Here is a 14,016-nt window from a genome sequence, read left to right as displayed (position 1 = left end):
ATTCACCCCTAATCGTGTTTGTGTTTATTACTTTTCTGTCTGGAATAATATTTCTGTGCTTCTTGGATTTCTTCGCGTATTTCAGACATTTCTTCATCTAATAAAAATGCTGCCTCAGCTGCTCTCTCTAATCTATTTCTTATTTCAGGAGGATAATCACCATCGTACTTATATCTTAAAGTGTGTTCAATCGTCGCCCAGAAATTCATCGCTAATGTTCTAATTTGAATTTCTGCCAAAATATTTGTTTGACCATGTAACGTTTCAATTGGATAACTAATAATGACATGATACGAGCGATATCCACTTTCTTTTGTATATTCGATATAATTTCGTTCTTCTACAACTTCAAAATCTTGTCGTTGTCTTAATAGTTCTACAACGATATCTATATCATCAACAAACTGACACATCATTCTTAAACCTGCAATATCATACATTTCCTCTCTTAATCGATCAAAAGGAATATTACGTTGATTTGCTTTATCTATAATACTTGAGATAGGTTTAACACGACCTGTAACAAACTCAATTGGCGAAGGTTTATCTAAAGATTCATATTGCTTACGTAACCCCTTCAATTTAATCTTTAATTCGTCAATTGCTTGTTTATATGGTGCCAAAAATTCTTCCCATTGATTCATAACCATCACTCCGCTTTGTTTAATTCAAATGCTTCCTCTACCGAAGCTACAAACGCTTTACCATAGTTGTGATTATCTGCGATGTTATCTAATAAAAATTCCATTTCTTCTTTAAATGAAGTTAATACTAAATGATCATTGACGATGACCTCTTTGTCGAAGTGTTCATGAATCATTGACCATGTTTCCTCTACAAATAATAAATAATGGTATTGTTCACCACTATCAAGCATATATACAAATGCATGATTATCACTATCTACAATCATATGCTCTGCTGGTTCTAATCCCTCAGTTGGTTGGTCTGTATAACATTTGATTTGATTATCATTTATTTTAATTTCATTTACATAAATACGCATTGTTGTTCCTCCTTATTCCAATCTATTTTAACACATTTTAATTTAAACATTCATATCATCAAGTCAATTTTGTATAATTACTTGTTTATCCGTAAATCTTCTATAATAATAGTGTAAAAGGAAGTGTATATCAAAATGGGACAAGAACTCGAAATTGAATTCAAGAATATGCTCACGCTTGAAGATTATGAATTAATCAAACAATATTATTTTAAACAAAGTGAGCCTTTTAAACAAACAAATTACTATATAGATACAAATAATCATGATATTATGTCACAAAAAATGGCACTACGAATACGTGAAAAGAATCATAATTATGAAATGACTTTAAAAGTCCCACAAGAAGTTGGTCTTCTAGAATATAACGAAATTGTTGAGGATGTTCCTAAACAAGGTGAACGATTAGACAAACAATATCTTCCAGAAAACATTACTGAAATATTAAATAAGTTCAATATTCCACTGAATGACCTAAGACAACTTGGTGATTTAACGACTTATAGATTAGAAAAAAATATAGGCACTGGACTTTTAGTATTAGATCATAGTATTTATTTAGGTATTGAAGATTACGAATTAGAATTCGAAGTTAAAGACTATGCTAAAGGCGAAATAGCTTTTAATAAAATTTTGAATGACATGAATATAAAAAGAAATATTCCAAATAATAAAGTGGTGCGCTTTTTTAATGCAGATCGCAAAAGAACATGAATTTACTTTCGTTACAAGTCGAAATACTTTTAAAAATTTAAGAACATGTTATATTAATATTATCGATAATGAAATAAGCAAGAAAAGGTGAAATTATGACCCCATATGAAGTAATCGACCCCCAAGATTTGTACGACATGATTGATCACTTTTATTATCTCGTAGAACGCGATAATCGTATTAATCATCTTTTCCCTGGTGACTTTGCAGAAACGAGTCGTAAACAGAAACAGTTTTTAACTCAGTTTTTGGGTGGTCCAGCATTATATACAGAAGAACATGGTCATCCGATGTTACGACAACGTCATTTACCTTTCAGAATTACGAATAAAGAAAGAGATGCTTGGCTAGAGAATATGCTTGAAGCCCTTACCCAATCTCGATTAAATAAAGATATACAAGAATATTTATATGAAAGACTCAAGCTAACTGCAAACCACATGGTTAACGCTTAATATAGTTGAAGGTGGATAATATGGCCGAAGAATTAAGACTAATCCATGCTAATGAACAAAATAATATAGATTTAACACCTGTAAGCAAAATCGAAATTTATTCATTTTTCGATCCATTTTGCGAAGATTGTTTTAATCTATCAGCTACATTAGCAAAGTTAAAAATTGAATATCAAAAATATGTTAAAATTCGTCAGATTTTGAACCCATCTCTAAAAGTTTTGACTAAATGTCAGGCTCAAAGCACATGTGAATTTGATAATGTAGCTTTAGCATTTAAAGCAGCAGAATTACAAGGACATAATAGAGCGAGCAGATTTCTAAACTTAATTCAGAATGAAATTATACCTCATGAAAAAATCATTACAACTGAGTTAATTAGAAAATGTGCCTACAAATCTGGAATTGATTTATCTGTATTTATTAAAGACTTAAAAGAACAGTCATTGACTGAAAGTTTACAAACAGATTTGCACATTGCACGTGAAATGGATATCAATATGACACCATCACTTGTGTTCTTTAATGAAGATGTACATTCTGAAGGACTTAAAGTAGAAGGTTTATACCCATATCATATTTATACGTATATCATTCAAGAACTTATTGGAACTGAAGTTGAGAAACAACTCCCTCCAAAATTACTCGATTATATACAGTCGCAATCGATTATTTCCGAACAAGAAATTGCGACAATATATGAATGGCCAGAGAAAATCGTCAAACGCGAATTAAAAAAATTACAACTCCAAAATTATATAGAACAACAAGATTCTGTACATGGAGATTTTTGGAAATTCAAGAAAAGTAAATAATAAGTATAGGATCTGTAACCTTACTTAAATTAAAGATATAAAATAAAAAAACAGCAGTCATTCATCATTAAAGATGAATGACTGCTGTTTTAATTTGGACATTTATGCCCTACTCAATTTTTAGCATGAACATTAAGTTTCATACTTTATGGCTAAATATATGTTCTTATAACTTATACTTACCATTTAATAGATAACTTTTGGGATGTTAACTATGAATGAACAAACAAATAAATAAAAAACACCGTGTCTGATTACACGGTGCTTAAACAAAGGGGATGGGAGAAATTTTTCACTTCAAACAAAGGGGTATGTTTGTTATGTGATTAATTTCATGTATGTAATATAACATGTTCTATACACTAAATTCAACAAAAAACATCGTTTTTTTTAATTTGTCACACAGTTGTCATATTGGAAACGTCTACATACATTTATTTCTCTTTTACAAGCTTTTCAAAGGCATTTAGTTTCTGTTCAAATACTTCCATTGCCTCTTCTATTGGTTGTTTAGATGTCATATCTACACCAGCTTTTTTCAATACTTCGATCGGATAATCTGAGCTACCTGCTTTTAAGAATTCATTAATATATCTCTCAACTGCTGGTTCGCCTTCTTCTAATATTTGTTTGCTCAATGCTTGTGCCGCACTATAACCTGTAGCATATTGATAAACATAGAAATTATAATAGAAATGAGGAATACGTGACCATTCTTTGGCAATGTTCTCATCTGTCACAACAGCATCTCCGAAATATTTTTTATTAAGTTCTGCATACTCAGAGTTTAAACGATCTGCAGTTAATGGTTCACCATCTTCTACAATTTTATGAATAAGGTATTCAAACTCAGCGAACATTGTCTGTCTAAATAATGTTGCTCTAAATCTTTCTAACTCTTGGTTTAATAAATATTTACGCTTTTCAGGATCTTCTAAGTTCTTATCCATGTATTCACTTAATAACGCTTCATTAGTTGTAGAAGCAACTTCTGCTACAAAAATTGAATAATCACTTTCATTTGATTGTTGATGTTTTCTACTGAAATAACTATGTGCAGAATGTCCAAATTCATGAATTAACGTAAATAAATCAGAAATAGAGTCTGTCCAGTTTAGTAAAATAAATGGATTTGTTAAGTGAGCGCCTGAAGAATAGCCACCAGAGCGTTTACCTTTATTCTCATAAACATCTACCCATCTATTATTTAAACCTTCTTCAACTACATCTGTGTATGTTTGACCCATAGGTTGTAACGCTTTAACCATCCAGTCTTTAGCTTCTTCATATGGCATCTCAAATGAAGAGTTTTTAACGAGTGGTGTATACATATCATACATATGCATTTCATCTAAACCGAGTAACTCTTTTCTTAAAGCTGTATAACGATGTAACAATGGTAAATGCTTATGTACAGTCGCAATTAAGTTATCGTATACTTCTTCTGGAATAAAGTTATTTGATAATGCTTGTTCACGAGCTGAGTTGTACTTGCGAACTTTTGAACTAAATATAGCAGTCTTAACTTTCCCACTTAACGTTGCAGTTAATGTATTGTTATGACTACCATATGCTTCATATACATTATCATAAGCAGATTTTCTTAAAACACGATCTTCAGATTCTAGTAATTTAGTATATGTACCTTGTGTCAGTTCGTGTTCATTACCATCTTTATCCACTGCTGGTTTAAATGTTAAATCAGCATTATTGAACATACCAAATACATTGCTAGGTGTTTGTAATGCTTCCCCTGCTTCAGCTAAAATCTTTTCTTCTTTATCACTTAAAATATGAGGTCTTTTTTTATTAAGTTTCTCAATATCAAATTGATATCTTTTTAAATCATCATTTGATTCAACAAATTCATTTAATGTTGCTTCATCGATAGACATTAATTCAGGTAATATAAAGCTCCATGCACTCGCAAATTTATTAGCAAGTGTTGCTGCCTTCGCTTCATATCCAGCGTATTTATCATTTGCTGTGTCTTGATCATGTTTCAAATGAGCATAAACATAAACTTTACCTAGTTTCTCATCAATTTCACTATCAAGTAATAACGCTTTATACAATGTTTCTGCACTATCTTTCAAATGACCTTTGAATTGTTCTTCTTTACCTAAATAGCCTTCTAACTCTTTAAAAGCTTCTTCATATGCTTCGTCAGAAGAAAAGATAGTTGTTAAGTCCCATGTATATTGTTCTTGTTGTTCTTCCCTTGTAATTAACTTCGCCATCTTAATAGCCTCCTTAATATTTCATATTTATAATTTTCTCATTAATTAGTCGAATTTGCACGTGAAATAGCCTTTCGTTTTACAATTGAAATATATGAGTAAAAGGCGTTTAAAAGGATTTCTTTCTTAGAATAATGACAATCATAAAATGATCTAAATTCTATGAACTGATAAAATTTTTCAAAAGTAAATGTCTTATTGTTCATTTCTAAAAACAAGTATGTTTGCCATGTAATACAATGTGTTAAAAAATATATTTGTTCAGGTACAATAATACCAATAATCGCTTGTCTCTTCTTATGTATTAAGCGTGCATTATATAATAAAGATAGCGTCGGTTCTAATACATTCTTCTGTTTCCTACATTTAGTTAAATATTCTTGATAAGCTCTATCCGTTAACGCTAAATTTGGTATTTGCTTTAACGGGTAATCTTCTAATAAATGCTCCCATTGAATTTCACGTCTATAACCGATAAATCTATGTTTATCAATTGATTGTAAACATTCATATCTTATTAACAAACGCTCTTCTGGATTATAAGTGTTCTTTCTCTATGATTAATGAGTGCTGATTCAAAATAACTGAGGGTTAATATACCATTCTGATATTTAATTTCTTTACCTATCCAAATTACTTTCATATTCATTATTCGAAATCCTTCACTTCTATCCATTAATAAATCAAAGCTAATAGGTGAATATTGAAATTCGACAACAAGATTTTTATTAATCAGAATGTCAGGAATTTGTTCAATCTCTGAAATATAATATTCCATATCTATGTTAACTTTCCCATTTAAGCTTGCATAAATATGATGCTTAGATGATATGTGATCAAGAGATTCTTTCTTATAACTATTTCTTAAACAATAACTATCTACTTTATGAGCAAAGTGCGCTACAGTATCTTTCCCTTTCTTGATAACAAGTTCATGTAAACAATCCGGGCACCTATATATTTCATTTGCCTTAGCGTGTTGTGCATATATTAACTGATTATGTTGATTAAGTCCCATTAACATAAAAAAACACCTCTTTAGTATATAAAACGTAAAGAGGTGCTAAAATTACTTATTTAATTTTTAGGTTCAAAATATCTTCTCACTTGACCCATAACATTATAACTCATGACAACTTTTGCATAATCATCTAGATATAATTTAGACACTTGAGTTGGATTAGCATATTCAAGTAATTGTCCGTAGAAGTCATTAATAATGTCTTCACTATCTATTTGATCAAATTGTACATAATAATAATATTTGTTATCTAACATGTATAATAAGTCTGTAAATACAATATCTTTATGTTCATTATAATGTGCATATTCAATAATATCTTCTAACTCTTCGAATCTTACAAGTAAGCCTATGTCTTTAGGGACAAAGTGTTTTTCAGCTTCTTTCTCTTCATTCAAGAGATCTCCGATATTCTGATCAGAATCGAGTGCTTGAGATAAGAAATCATTGACTTGATACTCTAATTGTTCATTAGATTCTTCGTCAGTCATATTTAACAGTTCGTCACCTTTAGATTTAGAAACGGTTACTTCAACACCCTTTTCAAATGCATGCACTTGGATCCACAATGGTCCTTCAACGACAAATTCTTCCTCGTCATTGATTTCATCCATCATAGACCAGAAAAATTCTTCGCCACGTTTACGATTTGTCCATAAATCTTCACGTTTGAAACCTCTTGCTTCGATATCTTGATAAGTTATAAATAATTTTACCGTTGTTTCATCAATTCGTTCTATTCTCATAATGTCACACTCCCTTACTCTAGGAATAGTACATTCATTGTATTATAAACAAGTACATTTTAACAGTAATTTGTTCGAACTATTCACATTTAATTTTTTATACAAAAATAGCCCCTGTGAACAGGAGCTATAATGTTAATATTAGACTAAATTAGTCAACCATACGTTGTGCTTCCATTAATTGGAATGTACGCACTTTTCTTGGTAAGAAACGACGAATTTCATCTTCGTTATAACCAACTTGTAAACGTTTATCATCTAAAATAATAGGTCGACGTAATAAACCTGGGTTGTCTTGTATAATTGTATATAATTCTTGTAGAGGTAATGCATCGATATCTACATTTAATTTTTGATATGTTTTAGAACGAGTTGAAATAATTTCGTCTGTTCCATCTTCTGTCATCTTTAAGATTGATTTAATTTCATCTAATGTTAAGTGTTCTGAAAAAATATTACGCTCCGTATACGGAATGTCATGTTCTTGTAACCATGCTTTCGCTTTACGGCAAGATGTGCAACTTGGTGAAGTAAATAATGTTACCATACATCTCACTCTCCTAATTGAATATTATTTATGTTAAACGTCAGTGAACTTATAAGATAAAATACACTTAATTATATATACCCTATATATTACTAGGTTAAACATATATTGCTCACTTGGTTTAATCTTTATCTAATTGCTATAAATATATTATATAACTCAAAGATTAAAATTAAATGAGAAACTGCTAATAATTCATTAAAAAGCACATAAATTATAGATACATATGTTTATGACGACATATTTATCTAATTACAAGAATAACACAACTTACAAATGATTAAAATACTGTTATAATGATATAAAGAAATTTTGTAGAAAAGAGGCAACTTTAATGGAAACTTTATTTTCAGGTATCCAACCAAGTGGTATCCCTACTTTAGGTAACTACATTGGTGCATTAAAACAATTTAATGAGATTCAGCACGACTATGACTGCTTTTTTTGCATTGTAGATCAGCATGCAATTACAGTACCTCAAGATAGACTTAAATTAAGAGAAAACACACGTAAATTAGCTGCGATTTACTTAGCATCTGGACTAGACCCAGAAAAAGTAACGCTATTCATCCAATCAGAAGTACCAGCACACATTCAGGCTGGATGGATTTTAACAACAATCAGTTCAATTGGTGAACTTGAAAGAATGACTCAATATAAAGATAAAGCACAAAAACAATCTCAAGGCATTCCAGCAGGTCTATTAACTTATCCACCATTAATGGCAGCAGATATTGTACTTTATAATACAAATATCGTACCTGTCGGCGATGACCAAAAACAACATATTGAATTAACACGTAATGTTGTTGATCGCTTTAATACGAAATACAATGATGTTTTAATTAAACCAGAAATTCACATGCCTAAGTTTGGTGCTAGAATTATGAGCTTACAAGATCCATCTAAGAAAATGAGTAAGAGTGATGATAATCAAAAGAACTTCATCTCATTATTAGATGAGCCAAACGTTGCAGCTAAGAAAATTAAAAGTGCTGTTACAGATTCTGATGGCATTGTTAAATATGATAAAGAAAACAAACCAGGAATCAGTAATTTACTCGTTATATACTCTAGCCTATCAGGACAATCAATTGAAGAATTAGAAGCACAATATGCTGATAAAGGATATGGCGATTTCAAAGGAGACTTAGCTGAAGAAGTTAAGAAATTCCTTGTAGAATTCCAAGAAAAATTCAATTATTATTATGAAAACAAAGAAGTATTAGATGAAATTCTTGATAAAGGTAGAGATAAAGCAAGTTTCGTAGCCAATAAAACATTGAAAAAGATGGAAAACGCTATAGGATTAGGTAGAAAAAGAAAATAATTATAAAAAGCAGAAGAAACTCACATTTTAGTGAATTTCTACTGCTTCTTTAATGTCTATTTTTCAATATAAGCTTCTTTTAATGTAGAAACGCCTCCGAATTGGTGGTTCACTACATTTTTAACGTTAGGTTTTTGAAGTTGTGCTACACCGACTTGATAAAGTGGTACAATACCCGCTTCATTTAATAACATACTTTCAGCTCTTTGTAATTCTGAAAGTCGTTTGTCAGGGTTGCTTGCTAATGAAGAGTCTGCTGCTTTAATAATACTGTCATATTCTTTATTAGACCAGCCAGTATTATTATGAGAACCGTCTGTTACATAAAGTTCTAAGAATGTCATTGGATCTGGATAGTCTGGAATCCAGTTTTCTAGTGACATTTCATATTCACCTTTTGAAACAAGATCCAGTTTTTGTTTAAATGGTTGTTGTTTAATTTTAATTGTAACTCCATCTAAATTTTTCTCTAATTGTTCTTTAAAGTATTCAGCATCTCGTTTAGCTGTGTCTTTGTCATAAGTCATAAGCTCAATTGTAAAATTATCTTTACCTAATGCTTTTTTAGCTTTTTCATAATGTTCTTTTGCTTCTTTAACATTATATTGGTTCGTATTTTTCACGCCATCTTGATATTCTTTACCTTTACTATCTTTAACAAAATCTTTTGGTACAAAGTTATCTGTTGGAATAGAACCGTTATTCAAGTTGTTTTTCACGTATGCTTCTTTATCAATTGCTTTAGCAAATGCTAATCTAAAGTCTTCATTCTTGAATTCAGGCACTGTATCTTCATTTAATTTGAAGTAATACGTTACAGTATCTAATTCTGTATTAAATGCTTTATCATCTTTATATTTCTTAACTTGTTCTGCTGGTAAATCTACAATATCTAGTTTATTCGTTTCATATAAATTTACAGCTGTTGAAGCTTCTTTTACCACTTTATAGTTTACTTTGTTTAATTTAACTTTATCTTTATCCCAGTAATCATCATTTTTTTCTAACGTAACTTTATCGTCTGTTTTCCATTCAGTCATTTTGAATGGTCCATTATATAAAGTTGTTTTGACTGTTGTACCATACTTGTCACCTTGTTTTTTAACGAATTTTTCATTTTGTGGCATAAATGTACCGAATGACAATAATTCTTTATAGTATGGTAATGATTTCGTTAGTTCAAATTCTAATGTATGATCATCTACGGCTTTAACACCAAGTTCTTCAGGCTTTTTGTCTCCTGAATTAATTTCTTCTGCATTTTTAATATCGTATAAGATATATGCATATTCAGATGCAGTATCTGGATCTACAACTTTTCTCCAGGCAAAGACAAAATCATGTGCCGTTACTGGATCGCCATTTGACCATTTTGCATCATCTCTTAATTTAATCGTCCACTTCTTACCATCGTTCGTAATTTTCGGATCACCTTTTGCTACTGCTGGTATTGCTTTATCATCTTTATCTAATGTGTAGAGACCTTCCATTGTTTGGAAGAACATATCAAATGATAAACCATCTGTTGCCATAGCTGAATCCATCGTGGGTATATCACCATTGATTTGTAAATCTAATGTTTCATCACTCTTGCCTTTACTACCGCCACCCGATGAACAAGCACTCAATACGAGTACAGCTGCTAACATCATTGTTAAAACTTTAAATATTTTCGACATGTAACTCATCCCCTAAGTTTATATTTAGTTAAACTACCGATTTGTTACTTTTGAACATAAGCATGTTTTAAATCTGTATCTCCACCAAACTTATGTCTTTCAATATCTTTCACATAACTTTGCGTTAATCTTGCATTCCCTTGTTGATAAATAGGCACAATAACCGCTTCATCTAATAATAATGATTCAGCATCTTGCATAGCTTCAACACGCTCTTGTTCTTTATCTAACAATTTATCTCCCGCATCGTTAATTTTGCTGTCATATTCTTTGTTTTTCCAACCTGTTTCATTCATCACATTATCGCTTGTAAATAATTCTAAGAATGTCATAGCATCTGGGTAATCAGGACCCCATCTACCGAATGAAATTTGATAATCCATGTTTGCTTCTAATTTTAATTTTTGCTTATAAGGCTGTTGTTTAACTTTAATTGTTACGCCTGGTAAGTTTTGCTCAATTTGCTCTTTAAAGTATTCAGCATCCTTTTTAGCGTTATCTTGGTCATAAGTTAATAATTCAAAAGTAAATTCATCTTTACCAAGTTCTTTCTTAGCAGCTTCTAAATGTTTCTTAGCTTCTGCTTTATTGAATTTATTATCTGTTTTAACACCTTTAGTATAGTCTTCTCCTTTAGTATCCTTTACAAATTCTGTCGGTACTAAAGAGTTTGCTGCTTTAGAACCATTGTTTAAATTACTCTTAACATATTGCTCTCTATCAATTGATTGTGCGATTGCCATTCTTAAATCTTTATTTTTGAATTCAGGTACATCTTTTTGATTCATTCTCATAAAGTAAACTCTTGATTCAAGTTCTGTGTTATAAGCTTTATCATTTTTATATTTCTTAACATTTTCTGCTGGGATAAGCGCTTCATCTACATCCCTTGCATTATACATATTTAGAGCTGTTTGAGGCTCTTTAACAACTTTAAAATTCACACTATCTAGTTTCACATTACCTTTATCCCAATATTCTTTGTTTTTAGTTAAAGTATAATTATCTTCTGTCTTCCAGTCAGATAACGTAAATGGGCCATTGTATAGTGTATCTTCAGCAGTTGTACCGTATTTATCGCCTTTTTCTTTTACGAATTTTTCATTTTGCGGTAAAAATGAACCGAATGACAATAATTCTTGGTAATAAGGTAATTCACGATTAAGTTTAATTTCTAATGTCTTATCATCAATCGCTTTAACACCTAATTCTTCAGGTTTCTTGTCACCTTTATTAATATCTTCAGCATTTTCAATATCAAACATAATAAATGCATATTCAGAAGCAGTCTTTGGATCAACTAATTTACGCCAAGCATATACGAAGTCATGCGCAGTAACTTTATCTCCGTTCGACCACTTTGCATCTCTTAATTCAATCGTCCAAGTCAAACCGTCTTTAGACTTTTTAGGATCACCCTTTGCAATACCCGGAATCGCTTTGTCATTTTTGTCTAACTTATACAACCCTTCCATCGTATTATTTAAAGCATCAAAAGACACAGCATCTGTTGCTAAAGATGAATCCATTGATGGAATATCCGAAATAGAAATTAATCGTAACTTTTTGCCATCCCCTGCAGAACCGTCACTTTTATCCTTTCCGTTTCCACCACTACATGCCGATAAAAGTAAAATTATCGACAGAAAAACTAAAAAACTCCACCTTGCATGTTTGTTTTTCATAAACATTTCCCCTTATTCAATTTTTGAAAATTCAGTCATTTCTGAACTTTCTTCAATTATAATGTTAATTTGTTTATGTCGCAACATAAGTTATCAAGAAATACAATTTTTAGAATTTAATAAAGATTTCGTAAGAATAATTATTAAATATCATAAAATAAACCTTACAAATTTAAAATTTGTAAGGTTTATTCCTAGGATTTATTTATACCTATAGTATTTTCAAAAGCCACATCTGGATTTTGAGTATGATTTAATTCTAACCACTTATCATAGTTTCCTTCATATACGATTTCTCCATGATCTATAAATATGATATGTGGATTTAAATGAGCTAAATCTTGTAATTGGTGAGTGGCTAATAGACAAACTTTACCTTTATGTATTAATGATTGTAGCTTTTCCATAATCATTTTCCTAGATACTGGATCAACACCACTCGTCGGTTCATCAAATAAGAACAGCTTTCTATCCAAATTTGAAAAAACCACCGTTAACAGCCACTTAGTTTCTCCAAAAGACATCTTCCCTATTTTCATTTTTAATAAATGATCATATTTCTCTTTTTCGATGTTAGATAAACTATTATAAAAATGATCTTTGAACTTCTTTTTTTCATCCTTAGGAATAATGCCTAAAAATAATTTTATAAGGTCTTCACCAGTATTATTTGGTGCGTAATAATTATATTGTGTAAGAAATGAAATATCATTCAACTTCGGCATATTGATTTCATCGCATTCTGCTTTTAAATGATTTGTTATACAATCGAATAAAGTTGTTTTACCAGCTCCATTCATACCTATTAATACATTTAATCTGTCTCGTTTTAGATCAAACGAAATATTTGAAAGTACAGCTTTTTCACTATTTTTGTATGTATATTTTAAATTTTTTACATAGTACATGTAACTCATCCTTATCTTATAATTTTAGAATTAATATCTAATTTTAAAAGTGCATATAAAGCAATTACGACATAAAGTACGTAAATTATAGGAATCATCATGCTGAAATGATTAAAACCAAGAACAATCAATTCTCCTAATTTATAAAGGAAATGTAACGGGTTAATCCATTCCAAACCAAAGAGTTGCATATTAACAATGTAAAATAATGCAATTGAAAGTATCGTTGAGATAGTAGCGATAGAACTTGCTTTAAAGGGTAATGACGTTACCACTAAAAATACAAATGATATTGGTACGATTAAAAGGATATAAATAAAGGCATATAATAAAATTTTCAAACTAAAGAGTTTAAATAAAATCGTAAATAGAATGGTTATAACGGTTATACTTATAGATAAAATTAAGATTTGAGTTACTAATATTGCCAATATAAATGGATACTTTGATCCTGCCAACATAACATAACTTTTCAATGTGCCAACTTCTCTAATATTTGCAATTTCAACTGCAATGCCATTAAGTAATACCATGATTGTCATAAATGACCAAAATTGAACTAATAATATTTCCTTTTCTTCAATAGTCTTAACGCTATTTTGATAAATTGAAAAATTAATAATAATCAGTAGAATTGGAAATATTAGCGTCCAAACTAAAGTAATCCTATCTTTCAACATCGATTTTAAATTAAATACAAGAAACGAATTAAGTTGATTCATAGTTCCCTCCAATCAGCTTTTAAAAGCGTGAATTTTCTGACTTTATTTAGTTTAATTATATATAAAGTCAATTTCAGTATCAATAAAGTGTTAAAAATTTACAAAATAAATAGGGATATAAAATCCATACACAAATGGTTTAAATATC

The 14,016-nt window shown here is 30.2% G+C and carries 15 protein-coding genes; 4 read left to right on the top strand and 11 right to left on the bottom strand.

The window, feature by feature from the left end; translation table 11 throughout:
- Positions 1-8: 8 nt before the first annotated feature.
- A complete protein-coding gene (gene yjbM / locus LQ686_RS04995; RefSeq protein WP_025905665.1) occupies positions 9-644 on the bottom strand; it encodes a GTP diphosphokinase in 636 nt (211 codons plus the stop codon).
- A 5-nt stretch (positions 645-649) separates the two neighbouring features.
- Complete coding sequence (locus LQ686_RS04990) at positions 650-1,006, bottom strand: UPF0738 family protein (protein WP_025905666.1); 357 nt, start codon at positions 1,004-1,006, stop codon at positions 650-652.
- Positions 1,007-1,141: 135 nt separating this feature from the next.
- On the opposite strand from LQ686_RS04990, the gene LQ686_RS04985 reads away from it, so the two are divergent.
- From LQ686_RS04985 to LQ686_RS04975, 3 genes are all read left to right on the top strand, one after another.
- A complete protein-coding gene (locus tag LQ686_RS04985) occupies positions 1,142-1,720 on the top strand; it encodes a CYTH domain-containing protein (protein ID WP_119493989.1) in 579 nt (192 codons plus the stop codon).
- A 95-nt stretch (positions 1,721-1,815) separates the two neighbouring features.
- Positions 1,816-2,175 carry a globin domain-containing protein gene (locus tag LQ686_RS04980; protein ID WP_049319860.1) on the top strand — a complete coding sequence of 120 codons (360 nt, stop codon included), beginning with the start codon at positions 1,816-1,818 and terminating at the stop codon, positions 2,173-2,175.
- A 20-nt stretch (positions 2,176-2,195) separates the two neighbouring features.
- Complete coding sequence (locus tag LQ686_RS04975; RefSeq protein ID WP_025905669.1) at positions 2,196-2,990, top strand: DsbA family protein; 795 nt, start codon at positions 2,196-2,198, stop codon at positions 2,988-2,990.
- A 434-nt stretch (positions 2,991-3,424) separates the two neighbouring features.
- On the opposite strand, the gene pepF is transcribed toward LQ686_RS04975, so the two are convergent.
- The 5 genes from pepF to spxA form a co-directional block, all read right to left on the bottom strand.
- On the bottom strand, positions 3,425-5,230 hold the full coding sequence (pepF, locus tag LQ686_RS04970; protein ID WP_107565922.1) for an oligoendopeptidase F: 1,806 nt from the start codon (positions 5,228-5,230) through the stop codon (positions 3,425-3,427).
- Positions 5,231-5,271: 41 nt separating this feature from the next.
- The gene (locus LQ686_RS04965; protein WP_232339581.1) at positions 5,272-5,754 is read right to left on the bottom strand and encodes a hypothetical protein; all 483 of its coding nucleotides are present in this window, start codon (positions 5,752-5,754) and stop codon (positions 5,272-5,274) included.
- Entirely contained in the window at positions 5,748-6,254 is a 507-nt protein-coding gene (locus LQ686_RS04960; protein ID WP_233678218.1) for a competence protein CoiA, read from the bottom strand. The genes LQ686_RS04965 and LQ686_RS04960 overlap by 7 nt, the downstream gene beginning before the upstream one ends.
- Positions 6,255-6,307: 53 nt before the next feature.
- Positions 6,308-6,997: an adaptor protein MecA gene (gene mecA, locus LQ686_RS04955; RefSeq protein WP_025905672.1), complete on the bottom strand. Its 690-nt coding sequence runs from the start codon at positions 6,995-6,997 to the stop codon at positions 6,308-6,310.
- A 151-nt stretch (positions 6,998-7,148) separates the two neighbouring features.
- Positions 7,149-7,544 (bottom strand): transcriptional regulator SpxA, encoded by a 396-nt coding sequence (spxA, locus tag LQ686_RS04950; protein WP_025905673.1) that lies wholly within the window; start codon positions 7,542-7,544, stop codon positions 7,149-7,151.
- A gap of 334 nt (positions 7,545-7,878) precedes the next feature.
- Here spxA and trpS point away from each other — a divergent pair, with 334 nt between their 5' ends.
- Positions 7,879-8,874, top strand: a complete 996-nt coding sequence (gene trpS, locus LQ686_RS04945) for a tryptophan--tRNA ligase (protein WP_037588881.1) — start codon at positions 7,879-7,881, stop codon at positions 8,872-8,874.
- A 56-nt stretch (positions 8,875-8,930) separates the two neighbouring features.
- Here trpS and LQ686_RS04940 read toward each other — a convergent pair whose 3' ends face one another.
- From LQ686_RS04940 to LQ686_RS04925, 4 genes are all read right to left on the bottom strand, one after another.
- Positions 8,931-10,553 (bottom strand): peptide ABC transporter substrate-binding protein, encoded by a 1,623-nt coding sequence (locus LQ686_RS04940; RefSeq protein ID WP_107634377.1) that lies wholly within the window; start codon positions 10,551-10,553, stop codon positions 8,931-8,933.
- A 44-nt stretch (positions 10,554-10,597) separates the two neighbouring features.
- Positions 10,598-12,238: a peptide ABC transporter substrate-binding protein gene (locus LQ686_RS04935; RefSeq protein ID WP_107634378.1), complete on the bottom strand. Its 1,641-nt coding sequence runs from the start codon at positions 12,236-12,238 to the stop codon at positions 10,598-10,600.
- A 194-nt stretch (positions 12,239-12,432) separates the two neighbouring features.
- Positions 12,433-13,146: an ATP-binding cassette domain-containing protein gene (locus LQ686_RS04930; RefSeq protein WP_119494202.1), complete on the bottom strand. Its 714-nt coding sequence runs from the start codon at positions 13,144-13,146 to the stop codon at positions 12,433-12,435.
- 11 nt (positions 13,147-13,157) lie between these two features.
- Positions 13,158-13,868 (bottom strand): hypothetical protein, encoded by a 711-nt coding sequence (locus LQ686_RS04925; RefSeq protein WP_239733196.1) that lies wholly within the window; start codon positions 13,866-13,868, stop codon positions 13,158-13,160.
- Positions 13,869-14,016: the final 148 nt, after the last annotated feature.

Origin of the sequence: Mammaliicoccus sp. J-M41, from assembly GCF_022385935.1 — a bacterium.
GTDB lineage: Bacteria > Bacillota > Bacilli > Staphylococcales > Staphylococcaceae > Mammaliicoccus > Mammaliicoccus sciuri_A.
Note: the sequence above shows the minus strand (reverse complement) of the source record. Positions and strands in the feature narration are given on the sequence as shown.